Source organism: Amycolatopsis sp. NPDC059235 (assembly GCF_042754125.1).
GTDB lineage: Bacteria > Actinomycetota > Actinomycetes > Mycobacteriales > Pseudonocardiaceae > Amycolatopsis > Amycolatopsis albidoflava.
Window position 1 is genome coordinate 1 of record NZ_JBHZAG010000038.1, and the last position, 19,648, is coordinate 19,648.

The 19,648-nt window shown below is 70.5% G+C and carries 18 protein-coding genes; 10 read left to right on the forward strand and 8 right to left on the reverse strand.

Annotation, left to right across the window (positions count from 1 at the left end):
* The first annotated feature begins 353 nt into the window (after positions 1 to 353).
* Positions 354 to 935, forward strand: a complete 582-nt coding sequence (locus tag ACFXI3_RS23985) for a YqgE/AlgH family protein (protein WP_037809108.1) — start codon at positions 354 to 356, stop codon at positions 933 to 935.
* Here the strand turns inward: ACFXI3_RS23985 and ACFXI3_RS23990 are convergent.
* The gene (locus ACFXI3_RS23990; protein ID WP_378402269.1) at positions 932 to 1,351 is read right to left on the reverse strand and encodes an SdpI family protein; all 420 of its coding nucleotides are present in this window, start codon (positions 1,349 to 1,351) and stop codon (positions 932 to 934) included. The genes ACFXI3_RS23985 and ACFXI3_RS23990 overlap by 4 nt on opposite strands.
* Before the next feature lie 65 nt (positions 1,352 to 1,416).
* Here ACFXI3_RS23990 and ACFXI3_RS23995 point away from each other — a divergent pair, with 65 nt between their 5' ends.
* The 3 genes from ACFXI3_RS23995 (at position 1,417) to ACFXI3_RS24005 (ending at position 6,324) form a co-directional block, all read left to right on the forward strand.
* Positions 1,417 to 2,586 (forward strand): esterase-like activity of phytase family protein, encoded by a 1,170-nt coding sequence (locus tag ACFXI3_RS23995; RefSeq protein WP_378402271.1) that lies wholly within the window; start codon positions 1,417 to 1,419, stop codon positions 2,584 to 2,586.
* Positions 2,587 to 2,745: 159 nt separating this feature from the next.
* On the forward strand, positions 2,746 to 5,634 hold the full coding sequence (leuS, locus tag ACFXI3_RS24000) for a leucine--tRNA ligase (protein ID WP_378402273.1): 2,889 nt from the start codon (positions 2,746 to 2,748) through the stop codon (positions 5,632 to 5,634).
* A 51-nt stretch (positions 5,635 to 5,685) separates the two neighbouring features.
* Positions 5,686 to 6,324, forward strand: coding sequence for a hypothetical protein (locus ACFXI3_RS24005; RefSeq protein ID WP_378402275.1), 639 nt, complete (start codon positions 5,686 to 5,688; stop codon positions 6,322 to 6,324).
* 7 nt (positions 6,325 to 6,331) lie between these two features.
* Here the strand turns inward: ACFXI3_RS24005 and ACFXI3_RS24010 are convergent, their stop codons facing one another.
* Together ACFXI3_RS24010 and ACFXI3_RS24015 are read right to left on the reverse strand one after the other, a co-directional pair.
* A complete protein-coding gene (locus tag ACFXI3_RS24010) occupies positions 6,332 to 7,099 on the reverse strand; it encodes a hypothetical protein (RefSeq protein ID WP_370932796.1) in 768 nt (255 codons plus the stop codon).
* Positions 7,096 to 7,971: an ABC transporter ATP-binding protein gene (locus tag ACFXI3_RS24015; RefSeq protein WP_344282517.1), complete on the reverse strand. Its 876-nt coding sequence runs from the start codon at positions 7,969 to 7,971 to the stop codon at positions 7,096 to 7,098. Before ACFXI3_RS24015 ends, ACFXI3_RS24010 begins: the two co-directional genes overlap by 4 nt.
* A gap of 153 nt (positions 7,972 to 8,124) precedes the next feature.
* Here ACFXI3_RS24015 and ACFXI3_RS24020 point away from each other — a divergent pair, with 153 nt between their 5' ends.
* Complete coding sequence (locus ACFXI3_RS24020) at positions 8,125 to 8,862, forward strand: 3-oxoacyl-ACP reductase family protein (protein WP_378402277.1); 738 nt, start codon at positions 8,125 to 8,127, stop codon at positions 8,860 to 8,862.
* Here the strand turns inward: ACFXI3_RS24020 and ACFXI3_RS24025 are convergent.
* Positions 8,859 to 9,596, reverse strand: coding sequence for a TetR/AcrR family transcriptional regulator (locus ACFXI3_RS24025; RefSeq protein ID WP_344282522.1), 738 nt, complete (start codon positions 9,594 to 9,596; stop codon positions 8,859 to 8,861). The two genes, ACFXI3_RS24020 and ACFXI3_RS24025, sit on opposite strands and share 4 nt — an antisense overlap.
* Positions 9,597 to 9,935: 339 nt before the next feature.
* Between ACFXI3_RS24025 and ACFXI3_RS24030 the strand changes: the two genes are divergently transcribed.
* The 3 genes from ACFXI3_RS24030 to ptsP are packed head-to-tail and all read left to right on the forward strand — an operon-like array spanning position 9,936 to position 13,237.
* Positions 9,936 to 10,808, forward strand: coding sequence for a ribokinase (locus ACFXI3_RS24030; protein WP_378402279.1), 873 nt, complete (start codon positions 9,936 to 9,938; stop codon positions 10,806 to 10,808).
* Between the two features lie 28 nt (positions 10,809 to 10,836).
* Positions 10,837 to 11,568: a hypothetical protein gene (locus ACFXI3_RS24035; RefSeq protein ID WP_344282528.1), complete on the forward strand. Its 732-nt coding sequence runs from the start codon at positions 10,837 to 10,839 to the stop codon at positions 11,566 to 11,568.
* On the forward strand, positions 11,561 to 13,237 hold the full coding sequence (gene ptsP, locus ACFXI3_RS24040) for a phosphoenolpyruvate--protein phosphotransferase (RefSeq protein WP_378402281.1): 1,677 nt from the start codon (positions 11,561 to 11,563) through the stop codon (positions 13,235 to 13,237). The genes ACFXI3_RS24035 and ptsP overlap by 8 nt, the downstream gene beginning before the upstream one ends.
* Before the next feature lie 55 nt (positions 13,238 to 13,292).
* Here the strand turns inward: ptsP and ACFXI3_RS24045 are convergent, their stop codons facing one another.
* The gene (locus tag ACFXI3_RS24045) at positions 13,293 to 13,955 is read right to left on the reverse strand and encodes a DUF1707 domain-containing protein (protein WP_378402283.1); all 663 of its coding nucleotides are present in this window, start codon (positions 13,953 to 13,955) and stop codon (positions 13,293 to 13,295) included.
* Positions 13,956 to 14,177: 222 nt separating this feature from the next.
* Here ACFXI3_RS24045 and ACFXI3_RS24050 point away from each other — a divergent pair, with 222 nt between their 5' ends.
* Entirely contained in the window at positions 14,178 to 15,080 is a 903-nt protein-coding gene (locus ACFXI3_RS24050; protein WP_378402285.1) for a hypothetical protein, read from the forward strand.
* Positions 15,081 to 15,083: 3 nt separating this feature from the next.
* On the opposite strand, the gene ACFXI3_RS24055 is transcribed toward ACFXI3_RS24050, so the two are convergent.
* Genes ACFXI3_RS24055 through ACFXI3_RS24065 form a run of 3 tightly spaced genes read right to left on the reverse strand, consistent with a single transcriptional unit; the run spans position 15,084 to position 18,126 of the window.
* Entirely contained in the window at positions 15,084 to 15,740 is a 657-nt protein-coding gene (locus tag ACFXI3_RS24055; protein ID WP_067578257.1) for a response regulator transcription factor, read from the reverse strand.
* Positions 15,737 to 16,873 (reverse strand): MacS family sensor histidine kinase, encoded by a 1,137-nt coding sequence (macS, locus tag ACFXI3_RS24060; RefSeq protein WP_378402287.1) that lies wholly within the window; start codon positions 16,871 to 16,873, stop codon positions 15,737 to 15,739. Before macS ends, ACFXI3_RS24055 begins: the two co-directional genes overlap by 4 nt.
* Entirely contained in the window at positions 16,870 to 18,126 is a 1,257-nt protein-coding gene (locus ACFXI3_RS24065; protein ID WP_378402289.1) for an AI-2E family transporter, read from the reverse strand. The genes macS and ACFXI3_RS24065 overlap by 4 nt, the downstream gene beginning before the upstream one ends.
* Positions 18,127 to 18,425: 299 nt before the next feature.
* Here ACFXI3_RS24065 and ACFXI3_RS24070 point away from each other — a divergent pair, with 299 nt between their 5' ends.
* A complete protein-coding gene (locus ACFXI3_RS24070; RefSeq protein WP_378402291.1) occupies positions 18,426 to 19,460 on the forward strand; it encodes a hypothetical protein in 1,035 nt (344 codons plus the stop codon).
* Positions 19,461 to 19,648: the final 188 nt, after the last annotated feature.

Here is a 19,648-nt window from a genome sequence, read left to right on the forward strand (position 1 = left end):
CCACCCCCCACCCAACCCCCCCCCCCCCACCCCCCCCCGGGGGCCCCCCCCCCCCCCCCCCCCCCCCCCCCCCCCCCCCCCCCGGGGGGGGGGGGGGGGCCCCCCCCCCCCGGTACTCGGCGCCGGTGGCAGAGGGAAGGTGCGAAGCACCGAACAGGAGGAGAGAACACCGGCGCACTCGTTTCGCCTCTCGGCGGCTTGGCGCAGTGCGGCTCCGGCCGGACCGGTATTCCGCAAAGGCGGTTCTTCAGTGAGCCCGGGGGACACGAGTGCGCCGGCTCACTGTTCTCAACGGGGCGCGTGGTGCTGGTGTTCCCGTGCCGGGAGGATTTCCCGTGGCGGGTGATGGGATCATGGGTGGCGTGCCAGCGGACGCCGAGGTTGAACCGGGAACGCTCCTGGTCGCCGCACCCACGATGTTCGACCCGAACTTCAAGCGGACCGTGGTGTTCGTGATCGATCATCGGGCGGAGGGCACGCTCGGGGTGGTCTTGAACCGGCCGTCCGATGTTCCGGTGAACGACGTCCTGCCGGGGTGGGGCGCGCACGTCGCCGAACCTCAGTCGGTCTTTGTCGGCGGGCCGGTGGACAAGAAGACCGCGCTTTGTCTCGCCGCGTTGCGGACTGGGGAGACCGCTTCCAGCGTCCCGGGCGTGGTCGCGGTGCGGGGGCCGGTCGCGCTGGTCGATCTGGACAGCGATCCTGAAGTGCTCGTGCCCAAGGTGCGTGGGGTGCGCGTGTTCGCGGGCTACGCCGGATGGGACTCAGGGCAGCTCGCGGGCGAGATCGAGCGCGAGGACTGGGTGATCGTTCCCGCTCTGCCCAGCGACATTCTCGCGCCGCCCAGCCGTGACCTGTGGGGTCAGGTGCTGCGTCGCCAGGGGGTGCCGCTCGCGTTGCTGGCCACTCACCCTGGCGATTTGCAGCGGAATTAGGCCTCGCTGGACTTCTGCAGGACTCCGCAGCCGCCAGCGCCGCACGCGCAGCCGCTGCAGCCAGCGGGAACCGGCGACGGGGCGGGCACGGTCAGTGCGGCTCGGGCGCCCATGCGGGCTCCGGCGACCACCATCACCAGCAGGCCGAGCAGTCCGACGATCGCGGCGGCCACCAGGCCGGCCGTGGCGGGGATCGCGAGGCCGGCGAGTCCGCAGACGACCGCGGCGGCACCGCCGGCGAGGGTCGGGATTCCGGCCACCCGGTTGGCGAGCTTGAAGGCCTCTTCGCTGCGCATCGAGGCTTCGGTCCGGACTCCGGCCCCGCCTTCCCTGCTCAGCCGTCCGCGCACGCCGAGGAAACCACCCCAGCCGACGACGACACCAAGGACGATCGGGACGAGCGCGATAGCGAACACCTCTTGAGGATAAGCGTGACCTCGCGGCCATGTCCCGGATACCCTCGTCGGCTGTGCTACGGGCCATGTCTTCGTCCACGCGACACCGGCTGCTCGCCGCCGCCGGGATCGTCACGCTGTCCTTGCTCATCCCCGGAACCAGCGACGCCGCGGACGCCGCGCCGCGGCCGGTCCGACTGCTCGGCGAGCAGCGGGTGCCGCACAACCTGCAGTTCCAGGGCACGACGGTCGGCGGGTTGTCGTCGATCGACTTCGATCCGCGCACCGGCGGATACGTCTTCATCAGCGACGACCGGTCCGCGATCAACCCGGCCCGCTTCTACACCGCGAAGTTCGACGTCAGCGCCAAGGGTGTGGGACCGGTCACCTTCACCGGCACGCATCCGCTGCTGCGCCCGGACGGCACGCCGTACCCGCCGCTCGCGAAGAACGATCCGGCCGCTCCCCAGAACGAGCAGACGATCGATCCCGAGGAACTGCGCGTCGACCCGTGGACCGGCCATTACGTCTGGTCGCAGGAAGGCGACCGGCTCGCCGACCAGCACCTGATCCAGCCGTCGATCCGCGAAGCAACCCGCGACGGGCACTACCTCCGCGACCTGCCGCTGCCCGCCAACGAGCGGATGACGCCGGACGCCGGTCCGCGCCGCAATTACGTCCTCGAAGGCCTCGCCTACACCGGGTTCGGCACGCTGCTGGCCAGCGAGGTCGAGGCCCCGCTGCTGCAGGACGGTCCGCCGCCCACGCCGACGTCGGGCGCGTTGTCGCGGATCACCCTGCAGAGCCGGTTCGGGCCCGTGCTGGCGCAGTACGCGTACCCGCAGGAGAAGCTTTTCGCCGAGCCGAAGCCCGCGACCGGCTTCGCCGACACCGGCGTCTCCTCGATGCTCGCGGTGAACCAGGCGGATCCGACGAAGTTTCTGATGATGGAGCGGTCCTTCGTCACCGGCGTCGGCAACAAGGTGCGCATCTTCGAGATCGACACCACCGGCGCGACGAACGTCCTCAACACCCCGTCCCTGACCGCCGCCAAGCACGTCAAGCCGGTGAAGAAGCGGCTGCTAGCCGACCTTTCCGATCTCCCGCTGTCCACTGTGGACAACATCGAGGGGATGACCTGGGGTCCGGCGCTGCCGTCCGGCGAGCGCAGCCTGCTGCTCGTGAGTGACAACAACTTCTCCGCGTCGCAGGTGACCCAGGTCGTCGCTTTGGCGGTCCCGTCGGAACGGCTTTGACCAGCGCGTTACGATGAGTGCGTGAACACGGCTCGGCTGCTCCTTGGCCTGCCGCGCTGACCTGGTCCGATGACCGGCTCGGCGCGGCGACCCCTCATGCCTTCTGGCTTGGGGGGTCGAGTTGTTTCTGGGAGTGGCTCGACACGGAGGAAGACGGCGATGACAGGGTCTGACGAGGCCACCGGGGCCGCGGCGAAGAGTGCCGCGGACGCTGAGCACGCCCCGCCGTTCCGCTACACCGCGGAGCTGGCCGGGCAGATCGAGCAGCGCTGGCAGGACCACTGGTCCGACCACGGCACCTACCACGCGCCGAACCCGGTCGGCCCGCTCGCCGACCCGCGCGAGCCGGTGCCCTCGGACAAGCTGTTCGTGCAGGACATGTTCCCGTACCCGTCCGGCTCCGGCCTGCACGTCGGGCACCCGCTGGGCTACATCGGCACCGACGTCTACGCGCGGTATCACCGGATGATCGGCCGGAACGTGCTGCACACGCTGGGTTACGACGCGTTCGGCTTGCCCGCCGAGCAGTACGCGGTGCAGACCGGCACGCACCCGCGCACCACGACCGAGCAGAACATCGCCACCATGCGCCGCCAGCTGAAGCGGCTGGGGCTGGGCCACGACGAGCGCCGGTCGATCGAGACGATCGACCCGGACTACTACAAGTGGACCCAGTGGATCTTCCTGCAGATCTTCAACTCCTACTACGACGAGGACGCCCGCAAGGCGCGGCCGATCGAGGAGCTGGAGAAGGCGTACGCCGCGGGCGAGCGCGCGACGCCGGACGGCCGTCCGTGGGTCGAGCTGAGCACCGTCGAGCAGCGCAAGATCATCGACGACCACCGGCTGGTCTACATCTCCGAGGCTCCGGTGAACTGGGCTCCCGGCCTGGGCACCGTCGTCGCGAACGAGGAGGTGACCGCGGACGGCCGCAGCGATCGCGGCAACTTCCCGGTGTTCCGCAAGAGCCTGCGCCAGTGGATGATGCGGATCACCGCGTACGCCGACCGCCTGGTCGACGACCTGGACCTGCTGGACTGGCCGGACAAGGTCAAGTCCATGCAGCGCAACTGGGTCGGCCGCTCGCAGGGCGCGCGGGTCTCGTTCGCCGCGGGAGACGAGAAGATCGAGGTCTTCACCACCCGTCCGGACACCCTGTTCGGCGCCACCTACATGGTGATCGCGCCGGAGCACCCGCTGGTCGAGAAGCTGACCGCGGCGCAGTGGCCGGGCGAGCACCCGGAGAGCTGGACCGGCGGCGCGAAGACGCCCGCCGAGGCCATCGCCGCCTACCGGGCCGCCGCCTCCCGCAAGTCCGATCTGGACCGGCAGGAGAACAAGGAGAAGACCGGCGTCTTCACCGGCAGCTACGCGGTGAACCCGGTCAACGGCAAGGAAATCCCGGTCTTCGTCGGCGACTACGTGCTGATGGGCTACGGCACCGGCGCGATCATGGCGGTGCCCGCACAGGACCAGCGCGACTACGACTTCGCGAAGAAGTTCGAGCTGGAGATCGTCCGCACGGTCGACCCGGGCGAGGGCTTCGAGGGCGAGGCGTTCACCGGCGACGGCCCGGCGATCAACTCCGCCAACGATACCGTCGACCTGAACGGCATGGGCGTCGCCGACGCCAAGAAGACGATCATCGCCTGGCTGGAGGACCGCGGCGCGGGCGAGGGCACCGTGCAGTACAAGCTGCGCGACTGGCTGTTCGCCCGCCAGCGCTACTGGGGCGAGCCGTTCCCGATCGTCTACGACGAGAACAACCTGCCGATCGCGCTGCCCGAGGACCAGCTGCCGGTCGTGCTGCCGGAGGTCGACGACTACTCGCCGAAGACCTTCGACCCGGACGACGCCGATTCCGAGCCGTCGCCGCCGCTGTCGCGCGCGAAGGACTGGGTCGAGGTCACCCTGGACCTGGGCGACGGGCCGAAGAAGTACCGCCGCGACACCAACGTCATGCCGCAGTGGGCCGGTTCCTGCTGGTACCAGCTGCGCTACGTCGACCCGTCGAGCGAGGACGTGTTCTGCGCGCCGGAGAACGAGGCGTACTGGCTGGGCCCGCGCCCGGCCGAGCACGGCGGGGACGACCCGGGCGGCGTCGACCTGTACGTCGGCGGCGTCGAGCACGCGGTGCTGCACCTGCTGTACTCCCGCTTCTGGCACAAGGTGCTGTACGACTTGGGCCACGTCTCCTCGAAGGAGCCGTACCGCCGCCTGTTCAACCAGGGCTACATCGAGGCGTTCGCCTACACCGACAAGCGCGGTGTGTACGTGCCTGCTGAGGACGTCGTCGAGCGCGACGGCAAGTTCTTCTTCGGCGACGAAGAGGTCAAGCAGGAATACGGCAAGATGGGCAAGAGCCTGAAGAACGCCGTGACGCCGGACGAAATGTCGGACACCTACGGCGCGGACACCTTCCGCGTGTACGAGATGTCGATGGGTCCGCTGGACATGTCGCGGCCGTGGGCGACCAAGGACGTCGTCGGCGCGCACCGGTTCCTGCAGCGGCTGTGGCGGCTGCTGGTCGACGAGCAGACCGGCGAACTGCGGGTCTCGGCGGACGAGGCGACCGAGGCGGACCGGAAGCTGGTGCATCGCACCATCGCCGGGGTCCGCGAGGACTACGCGGAGATGCGGTTCAACACCGCCGGCGCGAAGCTGATCGAGCTGAACAACCACCTGACCAAGGTTTACGGCTCGGCTGCCGGAACCCCGCGCGAGGTCGCCGAACCGCTGGTGCTGCTGCTGGCTCCGCTGGCCCCGCACGTCGCCGAGGAGCTGTGGCACCGGATGGGCCACGCGGACTCGCTGGTGCACGGGCCGTTCCCGGTCGTGGACGAGAAGTACCTGGTCGAGGACTCGGTCGAGTACCCGATCCAGGTCAACGGCAAGGTCCGCTCGCGGATCACCGTGCCCGCGGACGCGAAGAACGACGCGGTGCAGTCGGCCGCGCTGGCGGACGAGAAGATCGCCGCGCTGGTCGGCGACAAGACGCCGCGCAAGGTGATCGTGGTGCCGGGCCGGCTGGTCAACATCGTGCTCTGAAAAAGCTCGTTCCGGCCCGGGAGCCGATCCCGGGCCGGTACTGTGCTTTCCGTGCGTAACCGAGCGATCACCGCGGTAACGGCGAGCATTGTCGCAGCGGCGGCGGTGCTTTCCGGGTGCGCCGTCGCGCCTGCTCCGCCACCGGGGAAGCCTGCGCCGCGGCTGCCGGCGGATTCGATCGCTTACGACACGCTGCCGGTCATCACGAGCCGGCCGAAGCTGTTCCCTGGCGACTGTTCACAGCTCGAAAAGAACCCGCAGTTGCTGGCCTCCCTCGGCGGCAGTTCGCCGATGTACAACCCGTATGCCAAGGCTTGCGTCCTGAAGCGGTCGGCGGGCACGCAGGTCGAGATCGGCTCGATGGACCCGGACCAGCGCATCCCGGAACCGTGGCCCGGCTGGTGGAAGGTCTACGACTACAGCGTCTACCACTTCCGCCGGATGCTGGTGCTGGATCGCTATTACGCGGTTTCCCAGCTCCAGGGATACGGCTGCGTGGTGGCGGTGAACACCGGTTCGCTGCAGGTCGTCACCGTCCGGGTCGGCACCGAAGCGGGCCGCGGACCGGTCCCCGGCGACAATCTCGACGTCGACCGCCAGACTGCTCAGCAGTTCTGCCCGGACGCGCAGAAGGCCGCCGAGGACTACCTGAACACGGTCGATCCCGGCGGCGGCTCGCTGGCCAGCTGATCCGCGGTCACGCCGCTTCCCGCGTGCCCGCCCGCCAGATCGCGACCCCGGCCAGGCCGATCCACACCACCAGCGACGTGGCCAGCGCGACCGGTCCGTGCTTGGCGATCCCCGCGAGCTGCCGCGCGGGTTCGGCCGGATCGACCCATCCGGCGTAGTCGATGCCGCTCTGCAGGAACACGAACAGCAGCGACAGCAGGACGTAAGCGGTGATCGATCCGGCGGTGTTGGGGATCAGCCAGCCGATGGTGACCGCGAGCAGGGTCATGCAGAACCCGCCGAGCAGAATCGTCGCGACCATCGCGCCCGGCCGGGCGTCGAGCAGGAACTGGGTGTCGTATCCGTCGAGCTGGCTGCGGTAGTAGGTGAAGGTCATCAGCAGGTTCAGCCCGGAGGTGACCAGCCAGACCCCGATCGCGATGGTGGCCTGCGCGAGCACGTAGCGCAGCCGCGACGGCTGGGCGAGCAGGGTCGGCTGTGCGCTGCGGTAATGCCATTCCGCGGCGATCAGCTTCACGAGCACGACGTTCATCAGCACCGCGCCGAGCCGGATCGTGAGGAACACCGGCAGCAGCTGCTTGTCGAGCGTGTAGTCGCGCAGTCCGCCCTGCAAGAACAGCAGCGACAACGCCACCAACAGGATCGGCGCCGAGATCACCAGGATCTTGTCCGCCACCGTCGCGGTCATCTTCCGCAGCTCGACGCCCACCACGGTGCCGAACGACGCGCGCCGCTGCGCCGGGGCCTGCCACGCGGGCGCCTGTGCCGGGATCATCGGGCTCCTCCGGTGAGCCGGAAGAAAAGCTCTTCCAGATTCTGCTGTTCCTCGCGCAGCTCCAGCACCTGCACGCGGGCGCCGAACGCGAGGTCGGACACCTGTTTCATCGGGGCGGCGACGGACACCCCGTCCACGCTGGTCTGGCGCAGTTCGAGCCTGGCCTGGCTCAGCGCGGAGGTCAGCCGGGGCAGGTCGGTGGTGCGGATGAGCGTGCGGGCCGGTCCGGCGAAGCTCTCCAGCGGACCGTCGGCGACGACGCGGCCCTGGCCGATCATCACCACGCGGTCCGCGGTCTGGTCCACTTCGGACAGCACGTGGCTGGACAGCAGCACGGTGCCGCCGCGCTGGGCGTACCCGCGCAGCAACTGCCTGGTGGAGCGGATGCCGTCCGGATCGAGGCCGTTGATCGGTTCGTCGAGGATCAGCACCGGCGGATCGCACAGCAGCGCTTGCGCGATGCCGAGCCGCTGCCGCATGCCGAGGCTGTACTTGCCGATCCGCCGGTTCGCCGCGTCGGAGAGGCCGACCTGCCCGAGCACCTGGTCCACCCGGGCGGCGGGCAGCCGCATCAGTTTCGCGGCGTTGCGCAGGTGATGCCTGCCGGTGCGCCCGGGGTGCACGGCGGACGCGTCGAGCAGCACGCCCGCGACGTGCGCCGGATTGGGCCATTCGCCGAAGCGGCGGCCGGCGATGGTCGCGGTGCCGGACGTCGGCGTGGTCAGGCCGCAGATCATCCGCAGCGTGGTCGATTTCCCGGCGCCGTTCGGTCCGAGGAACGCGGTCACCGTGCCCGGCCGCAGGCTGAACGACACGGTGTCGACCACGCGACGTTGGCTGTAGACCTTCACCAGCTCTTGGACGTGCAGCAACCCGTCCCCCTCCCCGTTTTCCCGCTGGCAGGAGTTTGTCACACGCTGTGGCCGCCCGGGTGCGGAATCGAACCGCCACGGCCGAAAGACGCCAGCTTCGCCCGTCGTCCGGCGCTTCGATGGTTGAAAGCGAAACAAACGGAAAGGACGGACATGAACCTCGACGGCAAAGTGGCGCTGGTGACTGGTGGGAGCCGCGGAATCGGTGCGGCGACGGCACTGCGGCTCGCCGAGGCTGGGGCGGATGTGGTGCTCACCTACGCGGTGAACGCCGAGCAGGCGGCCGACGTGGTCGACCGGATCAAGGCGCTCGGGCGGCGTGCGCTCGCCGTGGGCGCGGACAACGCCGATACGGCCGCGGTCGAAGCGGCGGTGGAAGCGGCGGTCGCCGAGTTCGGGCGGCTGGACGTGCTGGTCAACAACGCGGGCGTCGGTTTCGTCGGGCCGCTGGAGCAGACCGGGATGGACGACGTCGACCGCGTGCTCGCGGTGAACGTGCGCGGGGTTTTGGCCGCGACGAAGGCGGCGGCCAAGCACCTCGGCGAGGGCGGCCGGGTGATCACGATCGGCAGCTGCGTGACCGATCGCGTGCCGGGACCGGGGATGGTGCTGTACGCGGTCAGCAAGTCCGCGATGGTCGGGCTGACCAAGGCGCTGGCCCGCGAACTGGCCGCGAACGGCGTGACGGTGAACCTGGTGCACCCGGGACCGACCGACACCGAAATGAACCCGGCCGACGGCCCGTACGCCGCGGACCAGGCGTCGATGACCGCGGCCGGCCGGTACGGCAAGCCCGCGGAAGTGGCCGACACGGTGGCCTTCCTCGCCTCGCCGGCCAGCGCGTACGTGACCGGCTCGACCATCTCGGTCGACGGCGGCCACGCGGCCTAATCGGAGTAGAGGCCGACGTCGCGGGCGAGGTCGGTGAGCATGGCCTCGAACAGCACGTCCGGCTTGGACACCGGGATCGGGTAGTTGCCGAACACCTCGAGGGTCACGTGGCCGTAGAGCCGCGCCCAGAAGGTGATCATCAGGTAGGTGAGCCCGAGGTCCAGCTTCTCCGGCGGGATTTCCCGCCCGGACTCCTTGAGCACCGTCAGCAGGTCTTCCTGGAACGCGGTGAGGTCGTCGCGGAGTTCGGGCGGGACCACGTCGTTCGGCGGCATGACCAGGTCGTGCTGGGCGAGCACGTGGCCCGCCGCGGCGAGGAAGATCTTGCCGAACGGCTCGTCCAGCCTGCGCAGCGCGCTGCCGGTCGCGGTGCCGGTGGCCCCGGTCGGCGACGCGAACACCAGCGTGAATTCCTTGGTGTGGGTCAGCGCCCAGCGGCGGAAGCCTTTGCAGATCTGGAACAGCTGCAGCAGGCCCTCGTCCTTCAGTTCCGCGATGTCCTCGGCGAGTTCTGCGGCGAGGTCGGTGCAGACGTCGAGGCGGAGGTTCTCCAGCAGGTCGTCGCGGGATTCGTAGTAGCGGTACAGGGCCGGTGCGGTGATCCCCAGCTCCCGGGCGATGGCCCGCAGCGTCACGGCTTCCGGGCCTTGGCCTACCAGCAGTTTCCGCGCGGTCCGGCGGATGTCCGATTCGGTAGCCGCTCGCGCGCGACCCCTGCGTGTGGGGCTGCTCATTCGGGCAGTCTAGGTGGTCTGGACACCGATTCAGGCGCTGGCGCGCGAATCGGGTCGGTGCCGACGCCGATCACTCGGGGGGCTACGTGATCGGCGCCGGCGACCCGATGCCCTCTCCGGTGCGCTTCCGGTCGGGGCAACGTCATCGGCTCGAGGCCAGTGACGCTCGAAGAAGAGCGAAGGCCGCCGCAGAAGTGACGCCTGGGGGATACGGATCCCCCGATCGAGTGACGGCCAGACGCTGTTCCGCCTGATTGTCGCACTGAGCGCCGAGAAAGTTACAAACGCTTTCACTTTCGGGCACAGATGGCGGAAAGGGGGTCATGGCAGAGTGGCGGCATGAGTGCTGCGGTGCTGGTAGTCGGGTCCGCGAATGCCGATTTGGTGGTGCCGGTCGACCGTCGTCCCGGCGGCGGCGAGACGGTGCTGGGCGGCGACACCGCGTTGTCGCCAGGCGGCAAGGGCGCGAATACCGCGGTCGCGGCGGGAAAACTCGGCGCGGACGTCGCGTTGCTCGGGGCGGTCGGGGACGATCCCTATGGTCGATTGCTGCGGGATTCGTTGTCGAATGCGGGTGTCGATACGCAATTCGTTCGGACTGTTGATCGGCCTACCGGAATCGCCTACATCACCGTGACTCCGGACGGGGAAAACTCAATCCTCGTCTCCCCTGGCGCGAACTCCGCGCTGGAACCCGGCGACATCACCGACGAGGCGCTGGACGGCGTTCGGGTGCTCGTCGCCTCGCTGGAAGTGCCGCTGCCGACGATCGAACGCGCGGTGGTGCGGGCTCGCGAGAACGGCGTGCGGGTGCTGCTGAACCTCTCCCCGGCGGCCGAGGTGTCGCCGGAAACTCTGGCCGCGCTGGACGTCCTGCTGGTCAACGAGCACGAGGCGGCCTATCTGCTCGGCTCAGAAGACGCAGACCCGCGCAAACTGCTGGAGCTCGGCCCGCGCGCGGCCGTGGTCACGCTCGGGGCCAAGGGTGCGGCGGTGATTGAGAGCGATAAGTCGACAACCGTCGAGTCGCCGAAGGTGGAAGCGGTCGACACGACGGGCGCGGGCGACGCGTTCGCCGGTGCACTGGCCGCGGCCCTTGCCGATGGCGCTGACCTGGTCGAAGCCGCCGAGCGAGCGGTGAAAGTCGCCGCGGTGACGGTGACCCGGCATGGTGCTCAACCGTCGTATCCGACGGCCGCCGAGCTGGAATGAGCCGTGCCCGGGCCGTGTTGTGGCTCACGTGGGCGATTCGTTCGGTTCGGCGTGGTGGCAGGGGTACGCGACCCGGTTGCGGCGGATCGCGGCAGCGCGTGATCCGCTCGCGTTGATGCCGCTCGACGAGACGCTCGCCGCGCTGGGGCGGACGGCGGAAACCTACGAGGGGCTCCGCAAGGTCCCGGTCGACGGCGTGGTGGGGTCGCTCGCGCGCGCCGAGGATTTCGACCGGCTGTTCCGGCCCCGCAACCGCGCGCTGCGGGAGCGCTGGCGGGCGATCGCCGACGCCGTCGGGGAGCTTCCGCCGGTGCGGCTCGTGCGGCTGGGCGACATGTACTTCGTGGAAGACGGGCACCATCGGATCGCGCTGGCCAGGGCGCGCGGTGCGGACGCGGTCCTCGCCGAAGTGCGGTCGGTCTGCACGGTCGCGTTCGCGATGCGTTGCCTGACGCTGGCGGATCTGCCGTCGAAGCGGGCCGAACGGATGTTCCTGGAACGGGTCCCGCTCGCTGACGCCGACCGGACCGACCTGTGGCTGGACGATCCCGCCGACTGGTTCCGGCTCGCGGACTCGGCGGAGGCGTGGGGTTTCCGGCAGACTTTGCGGGGCCGGGTGCTGCGCGACCGCGCGGAACTGGCCGGCGCGTGGTGGCACGAGGAGGTGCGTCCGGTGGTCGAACGGGTGCGAAATCGGGAAACGGGTGCGGCGCCCCGGGAGATCGCCGTCTACGTGAGCTATGGTCTAGACCATGTCTGAGAGTGCCGCCGCTCCGGCCGAGTCCGCTGTCGCTTCCTCGCTGACCGGGGTCGCGGTGAGCCCCGGACGCGCGAGCGGACCCGTCGTGCGGGTCGCCGAGCCGCTCGGGGAACCCGCCAGCACGCCCGCGCCGGAGGACCCGGCGGCGGAGGCGGCCCGGATCGAGCCCGCCGCGCAGGCGGTCGCCGCGCGGCTGGAAGCGCAGGCCGAGGCCGCGACCGGCGAGGCCGCGACGATCCTCATCACCACCGCCGCGATGGCCGCCGACCCGGCGCTCGCCGCTCAGGCTCAACAGCTGGTGACGGCGCGGAACCTACCCGCGGCCCGCGCCGTCTACCAGGCCGCCGAAGGCTTCGCCGACGCGTTGGCGGCCGCCGGCGGGTACATGGCCGAGCGGGTCCGCGACGTCCGTGACGTGCGCGACCGGCTCGTCGCCGAACTGCTCGGCGTCGCCCCGCCCGGGGTGCCCGAGCTGACGTCGCCGAGCGTGCTCGTCGCCCGCGACCTCGCGCCCGCCGACACCGCGGGGCTCGACCCGGCGAAGGTGCTCGCGCTGGTCACCGAGGAGGGCGGCCCGACGAGCCACACCGCGATTCTCGCGCGGGCGCTGGGAATTCCGGCGGTCGTCGCGGTACGCGGGCTGCTGGCCTCCGATGCCAAGGCGCTGTCGGTCGACGGCGACACCGGCGTGATCGAAGCAGTCGACCCGTCCGCGCCGATCGTCACGGCCGCCGCTTCCGGCCCGGCCGAATGGAATGGCGTCGGCGAGCTGTCCGACGGGCACCGGGTGAAGGTGTACGGCAACGTCGGCTCCCCGGCCGACGCGCAGGCCGCCGCGGACGCGGGCGCCGAGGGCGTCGGACTGTTCCGCACCGAATTCTGCTACCTCGACGCGCCGGCCGAGCCGTCCGTCGAAGAGCAGCGAAAAGCTTATGCCGCAGTGCTTTCGCCGTTCCGCGGCAAGCCGGTCATCGTGCGCACGCTGGACGCGGGCGCGGACAAACCGCTCGCGTTCCTTTCCCCGGACGACGAGCCCAACCCGGCGCTCGGCGTCCGCGGCCTGCGGATCGCGTTCGACCGGCCGGAGGTGCTCGACCGGCAGCTCGAAGCCATCGCGGGCGCGGCGGAGGATTCCGGCGCGGAGGTTTCGGTGATGGCCCCGATGGTCGGCACCGTCGAGGAAGCCGCGTGGTTCGCCGAGCGCGTGCGCGCCGCCGGGATCGCGCGCGCGGGCGTGATGATCGAGATTCCCGCCGCCGCGGTGTTGGCGCAGGAGATTCTCGGCGTGGTCGATTTCGTGTCCGTCGGCACCAACGACCTGGCTCAGTACACCTTCGCCGCGGACCGCCAGCTCGGTGCGGTCGCGAAGCTGAACGACCCGTGGCAGCCCGGTTTGCTGCGCCTGCTGAAGCTGATCGGCGACGCGGCGGAAGCGACCGGCAAACCGGCAGGCGTGTGCGGTGAGGCGGCGGCCGACCCGCGGCTCGCGCTGGTGCTGGCCGGGCTCGGCCTGACCAGTCTGTCGATGAACGCCCCGGCGGTCCGCGCGGTCGGCGCGAGCCTGGCGACGGTGTCGCGGGAGCGGGCGCGCGAGATCGCGGCGGCGGCGCTCGCCACCGCCGATCCGGCCGCGGCCCGCAAAGCCGTCGCGGACGCGGTCTCGGCATAAGGGGACGCCGGACCCGGGAGAGAGATGGGGTACCGGATCCGGCGCCGGACGCTGGTCAGCCGAAGATGCCCCGCCGAGGGTGGCGGATGACCAGCGAGCCTCCGTGGATGCGGCCGGTCAGCACGTAGCGCGGGGTGCCCGCGCGGCCGTTGCTGCCGGTCTTGTCGTCGAGCGAGCCGAACTTGATCTCGGTGATCGAGTTGTAGTCCACCGCCGCGTGCTGCGGGATGATCAGCTCGACCGAACCCCACTTCGAGTCGAGTTCGATCTGCACCACCGGGGTGGCGACGCGGGCCTCGGTGAAGTCGAGCTTGGTGCTGCCGTACTTGTTGCGCACCACCATCGCGGCCGGGACCTGCCACGGGCCGCTGCGCTGCAGTGACGAGTACTTGGCGTTGAGTTCGAGCCGCCTGCCCAGCCCGTAGTTCGGTCCGTAGCCGGGCGGCTCGGGCAGCGGCGCGTACTGCGGGGCGGCGCCGGGATGGACCAGCCCGGGCAGGTCGGCGAGGACGGTGTTGAGCTCGCCGCGGGTGCGGGCCGCGAGCGCCTGGTCGGTGCGTTCGGTGAACTCGTCGAGGGTGAGCATCCCCTGCCCGATCGCCTTCTGCAGCACTCCGACCACGTGTTCGCGCTCGTCGTCGGACACCCGGATGTCGCGCTCGGTCAACGGCTTGGTCTCGGTCGCGGGCTGCGCGGCGATCGTCTCTTCCTCGGCCATGGCTTCGATGGTAGAACTCGATTTCCGCTGGCAGATCGGGGAAAAACCCTGAACGGACCCGTATCCCGCGCGACGGTCGCCCTGGTCGCGGCCTGCTGCCTGCTGACCGCCTGCACGAGCGGGGTTCCCGCACCCGCGCCGGTCACCTCGTCGGCGCGCTCGACCCCGACCACGCCCCCGCCGACCGGCCTCGACGGCGGCGTCGCGACCGGCGGCATCGGCGTGGAGCTGCTGCTGGCCACGTCGCCGCCGACGGTGTTCGACTCCGATTCGGGCGTGCGCGGAACCCTGCCGGGCGTTCCGGGCGGGGAGCGGGCGGTCTCGGTGCTGCGCGTCGGCCACACCCCGGTCGTGCTGACCGCGCCGATCTGCTCGCAGGCCGCCTGCGATCCGGCCGAAGTGTTTGTCTACCTGGGGCTTTCGGCCCCGCGGTCGCTCGGCAAAGCGGTGAGTGCGGCACCGGGCGCGGACGGCACCAGCGTGTGGTTGATCCGCCAGGACGGCCCGGACCTCTGCCGGCTGGAACACGTCGCGCTCACCGGCGTCACGTTCGGCCGGGGCACGGTGGCGGCGTGCCGCACGGTGGTCCGGGTGGAGACGTCGCACGGGTTGCTGATCACCGTCGGCGGCGGCACCGCGGAGACGGTCGACGTCCTGATCGACCCGGAAACCGGGCGCACCGTGCAGCAATCGCCGCGCATCCTCGCCGCGGCAGGTGACCGGCTCCTTCTCGGCGGACTCACCGACCTCACCGTGCTCAACCTGCGCGACGGAGCGCGGAAACCGGTGACCCTGCCGGTGCCGCAGCCCAATCCGTCCGTGCTGCCCAGCCGGGACGGCACCCTGGCCGTGGTCGATTTCGGCACCCCGTCGTTCGCCGGGACCAGCACGCAGACCCGCGACCTGTGGCTGTTGAACCTGACCGACGGCACCTGGCAGCAGGCTCCGTCGATGCCGTACTCGACGGAGAACCTGAAGCATTCCGGACTGGAGTGGAGCGGGGCCGGCGACCTGGTCGTGGACGACGGGGTGGTCGCGGCGTGGCATCCGGGCGAACCGGCTTGGCGGCTGGGGAAGGCGAGACTCTCCGCCGCGCAGCAGGCCGCCGGGGTCGCGACTTCCTGAGATTCAGTCCTCGTCCAGCCCGTGCTCGATCGCGTAGCGGGCCAGCTCGACCCGGTTGTGCAGCTGGAGCTTCCGCAACGTCGACTGCACGTGGTTCTCCACCGTCCGATGCGACAGGACCAGCCGTTCCGCGATCTGCCGCGCGGTCAGCCCCTTCGCGACCAGCCGGAGCACGTCGGTCTCCCGATCGGTGAGCCGCGGCGGTTCCGGCGCGCCGTCCGGAACGTCGGCCATCCGCCGGTACTCCCCGAGCACCAGGCCCGCCAGCCCGGCGGTGAACACCGGGTCGCCGTCGGCCGTGCGGCGCACCGCGTCCACCAGCTCCGCCGCGGACGCCGATTTCACCAGGTAACCGGACGCGCCCGCCTTCACCGCTTCCAGCACGTCGCTGTGCTCGCCGCTGGCCGAGAGCACCAGCACGCGCGTGTCCGGCGCCGCCGCGGTGATCTCGCGGGTCGCCTCGACGCCGGACGTGCCGCCGAGGTTCAGGTCCATCAGCACCACGTCCGGCCGCACCGCGCGCGCGATCCGGATCGCCGCCGGGGCGTCCGGGGCGGTCGCGGCCACCTCGAACCCGTTCTCGCTGAGGTCGCGGGCCACGCCGTCGCGCCACATCGGGTGGTCGTCGACCACCATCACCGAGATCGTCCGTTCCGTCATCGTCCGTCCCTCATCGTGGCTGGCACCCGCACTTCCCACTCCGTGCCCCGGCCGGGAGCGCTGTCCAGCGTCGCGGTCCCGCCCAGGTCGGCCACCCGGCCGCGAATCGACTTCACTACCCCGAGCCGGCCTTCGGCCGCCGCCCGTTCCAGCCTGCCGCGCTCGATTCCCGGCCCGTCGTCGCGGACGCTCACCACGACCTCGCCGCCGAGGTCTTCCAGCAGCACCCAGGCGTGCGCGCCCGGACCAGCGTGTTTCTCCACGTTGGCCAGCGCTTCGCGGGTGATCGCGACGAGTTCCTCGGTCACGTGCCCGGGCAGGTCCACCGTGCCGGCCGGCGTCGACACGTGCACCGACGTGGTCGCCAGCAGTTGCAGCGCCGAGCGGAGGTCCGCGGTGTCGCCGGACCGCGTCGGTTCGCTGGTCACCAGCGCGCGCAACGCGATCTCCTGCTCCCCCGCGAGCTGTGCCAGCTCCGCTGCTTCGCCGCCTACTTCGAGACCGCGACGCCGTACGCGCGCGAGGACCTGAAGCACGCCGTCGTGAATCGAGCGCGCAAGCCGCTCACGCTCGGCCGTCGCTGCTTCGGCGCGAAGTGCGCGCGCGAGTGTTTCGGCGGAGCTGCGCGCGAGCGTCGCCGCCATACCGACAAGGAGGCCGCTCGCGCACAACAGCACGCCGTCACGGAGGACGTCGATGTCGACGTTCGCGCGTGCGACACCAGTACTCACTGCCACGACGAGACCTGCCATTACGCCGCAGCGCGCGCCGAAGCGCGTTGCGACCGCGATCGGCGCTACCGCTGCCCAGACCGTGGTGATCAACGGCGTAGTCGCGTTGGCGAACTGCGCGTCCGACAGGATCCACGGCGACGTGAGCAGGAGCGCTGTGGTGAGTACGAGGTCGAAGATCACCAGCCAGCGGCGCCGTCCGTTCTCGCGCATGTACGCCAGACTCGAAACGACAGACCACACGGCCATCACTCCGATGACGAGCCACGCCAGCCACGGCCGCTGGAAGCCCGGGTGGTGCACGATCGCCACGGCCAGCGCGAACAACCACGTGACGACGCGCAGCACCACGACACCGCGCCACAGCGGTGCCGCCGGATCCCGGATGGAACGAATGCTCACTTCTCGTCTTCGCCGGAGCCGGCGTCCTCGTCTTTCTTGTCCTTGCTGGACTTGTTGCTGGACTTGCCCGGCTTCTTGCCGCCGTCGCTGTCCGGCGCGTCGTTCGGGTACGCGGCCTTGCTGTGCAACGCGTCGACCGTCGCCGGATCGGGATCGTGTTCGTGCAGCAGCGACCGGATGCCGGAGTTGAGCACGGCCAGCAGCGGCACCGCGAGCAGCGCGCCCGCGATGCCGGCGGCGACCAGGCCGGTGGCGATCGCGAGCACCACCGCGAGCGGGTGCAACCGCACCGCGCGGCCGAGCAGCAGTGGCTGCAGCACATGGCTTTCCAGCTGCATCACGCCGATCACGATGGCCAGCACGATCACCGCGCCGATGATGCCCTTGGACACGAGCGCGATCAGCACCGCGACGCCGCCGGTGATCAGCGCGCCGATGATCGGGATGAACGCGCCGAGGAACACCAGCGTCGCCAGCGGGATCACCAGCGGCACGCCGACGATCCACAGCCCGATGCCGATGCCGACCGCGTCGACCACGGCCACCGCGGCCGTCGCGCGGATGTAGCTGACCAGCGACGCGAACCCGCGCCGTCCCGCCACGTCCACCCGCGAGCGCACCCGGTGCGGCACGCCGCGCACCAGGAACGACCAGATGCCGTCGCCGCCGGCGAGGAAGAAGATCGTGACGAAGAGCGTCAGCACGAAGCCGGTGAGGATCTCGCCGACGGTGCCCGCGGTGGTCAGCGCGGTGGTGGTGATCGACGCCTGGTTGTTCTGCAGGAAGCCGATCGCCTGGTTGATGAAGTCCTGGATCTGCTCCTGGCGCAGGTGCAGCGGACCGTTGATGAGCCAGTCCTTGATCTGGTTGAGGCTCGTGGTCAATTGCTGCTGTAGTTCGGGAAGGCCGCTGGAGAACTGGGTGATCACGAACGTCAGCAGCCCGCCGAGCACGGCGAGCCCGGCCACGAGCACGATCGCCGTGGCGAGCCCGCGCGGGAAGCGGATCTGCACGAGCCGCGACACCGCCGGGGCCAGCAGGGCGGAGAGCAGCAGCGCGATCGACACCGGCACCACGACCGACGCGAGATAGCCCAGCAGCCACACCACCGCGTACAGCGCGGCGATCACCACGATGAACCGCCACGACAGCGCGGCGGACACGCGAAGGCCGCGCGGGATGAAACCGGTGACGTCGGCGACTGGTTCGGAAAGGGACGGTTGTTCGCGTTGTCCGCGCCCTGGCTGGCTCACGGGGTCAACCGTATCGGCCCTGTCGACGAAAACCGGGCGGATCGCCAGAGGGGCACGCGCGAATCACCGCTTCGCCGGTGCGCGCGAACCGACTCGGGAGTAACCCGCCGTCTTCTCCGGGGATGACCCATCGTGAGACCCGGCCACACTCTGTGTTGTTCACACGATGGTGGCATCAAGCCGTGTCAAGGATGCGCGGCGGGCCGGAAATTTGGTTGTCTCGGTTTTGCACCACCGCGGAACTGTGCCGTTCCGCTCGAAAACCGAAATCATTTTTTACGCTCGAGGAGAAATCACCTGTGACGAACGACGCTGTGCACGAGAGGCGGGGCGCGACGCGCTTCGGCCGTCTCGCGTCGCGTGCGTTGTTCGTCGTCGGCGGCGCGCTCGCGGCCACCGCGGCCGCGTGGGCCGTCTCCTCCTCCGCCGCTTCGGCGGACACGGTCGACGCGAGCGTCACGCCGGTCACCGACGCGACGGCCGCCGGAATCGGCGACGTCACCGACGGCGCGGCCCGTTTCGCGGGCGACGTCACCGGTGCGGCGCAAGGGCTTTCGTCGTGCGGCCAGGGTGCCACCACGTGGTCTGAACCAGGCACGTCGCGGCCCTCCTGCTCGCTCGGCCAGCTCGGCGGTTCGCACCGCGACGATCTCGCCGGCGGCCAGGAGGCCGCCGGAAAGGTCAGCACCGCGGTCAGCGATCTCGGCCAGCACGCGGTCGTCAAGCCGGTGGAGCGCACGCTCGGCTCGCTCGAGCACATCGCGCGCAAGCCGCAGGACGCGCGCCAGGTGATCGCCGACGCGACCACCCCGCCGCCCGCGGCGCAGGATTTCGGCCGGAAGCTGTGGGATCTGCTCGACCCGAGCGCTCCCTCGAACCTGGTCGACCTGCCGAAACTGCCCTCCGCTCCGGCCCCCGGGTCCGAGCAGGTGCCCGCGCCCGGCATTCCCGAGCAGCCCGCCGAGGCGGACCAGAACCTCGGCGCCGCCGCGATGACCACGTCCGACGCACTGCAGTCGGTCTTCCCCTCGATGGACGCGCAGTCCGTCGACCCGGTGCAGAGCGTCGAACTGCCCTCGCGGCACCACGGCGGCGACCGCGGCCTGCCCGGCGCGCCGTTCTCCCCGGCGCAGCTTCCCGCTGCGCCGCTTTCCATCCCGAACTCCCCGGCCGGTGGCAGCACCGCGCCCGGCGGACACCTCGACGGACTGAACTTCGGCGTCCCCTCCTGGGTCACCGCCGCCGTCGACAACGCCGTGGCGGGTTCGACCCGCACCGGCCTCGCGCACACGCCGCGCACCCCGGGCACGCAGCCCGGCGTCACTCCTGACTGATCCACTTCACCCGCGGGGTCTTTGACGCACCCACGGACACCTTTGTGTGCCGTCGCCGTCATCGACAGATATCCCGCGGGTTTTTCGCGCGCTGCGCAATTTCCGCGCACGCATTCCCCGGTGCATTCCTGGAGAGACAGGGCGCACCGCCACAAACCCGCAAGGGACCCCGATATGAAGGAGAAAAA

Bases quoted from the DNA above. Each gene is read 5' to 3' on its own strand.
- ACFXI3_RS23985 (WP_037809108.1), top strand. From the start codon at position 354: ATGGGTGGCGTGCCAGCGGACGCCGAGGTTGAACCGGGAACGCTCCTG.
- ACFXI3_RS23995 (WP_378402271.1), top strand. From the start codon at position 1,417: ATGTCTTCGTCCACGCGACACCGGCTGCTCGCCGCCGCCGGGATCGTC.
- leuS (WP_378402273.1), top strand. From the start codon at position 2,746: ATGACAGGGTCTGACGAGGCCACCGGGGCCGCGGCGAAGAGTGCCGCG.
- ACFXI3_RS24025 (WP_344282522.1), bottom strand. From the start codon at position 9,596: ATGAGCAGCCCCACACGCAGGGGTCGCGCGCGAGCGGCTACCGAATCG.
- ACFXI3_RS24055 (WP_067578257.1), bottom strand. From the start codon at position 15,740: ATGACGGAACGGACGATCTCGGTGATGGTGGTCGACGACCACCCGATG.
- ACFXI3_RS24045 (WP_378402283.1), bottom strand. From the start codon at position 13,955: ATGGCCGAGGAAGAGACGATCGCCGCGCAGCCCGCGACCGAGACCAAG.
- ACFXI3_RS24030 (WP_378402279.1), top strand. From the start codon at position 9,936: ATGAGTGCTGCGGTGCTGGTAGTCGGGTCCGCGAATGCCGATTTGGTG.
- ACFXI3_RS24010 (WP_370932796.1), bottom strand. From the start codon at position 7,099: ATGATCCCGGCACAGGCGCCCGCGTGGCAGGCCCCGGCGCAGCGGCGC.
- ACFXI3_RS24020 (WP_378402277.1), top strand. From the start codon at position 8,125: ATGAACCTCGACGGCAAAGTGGCGCTGGTGACTGGTGGGAGCCGCGGA.
- ptsP (WP_378402281.1), top strand. From the start codon at position 11,561: ATGTCTGAGAGTGCCGCCGCTCCGGCCGAGTCCGCTGTCGCTTCCTCG.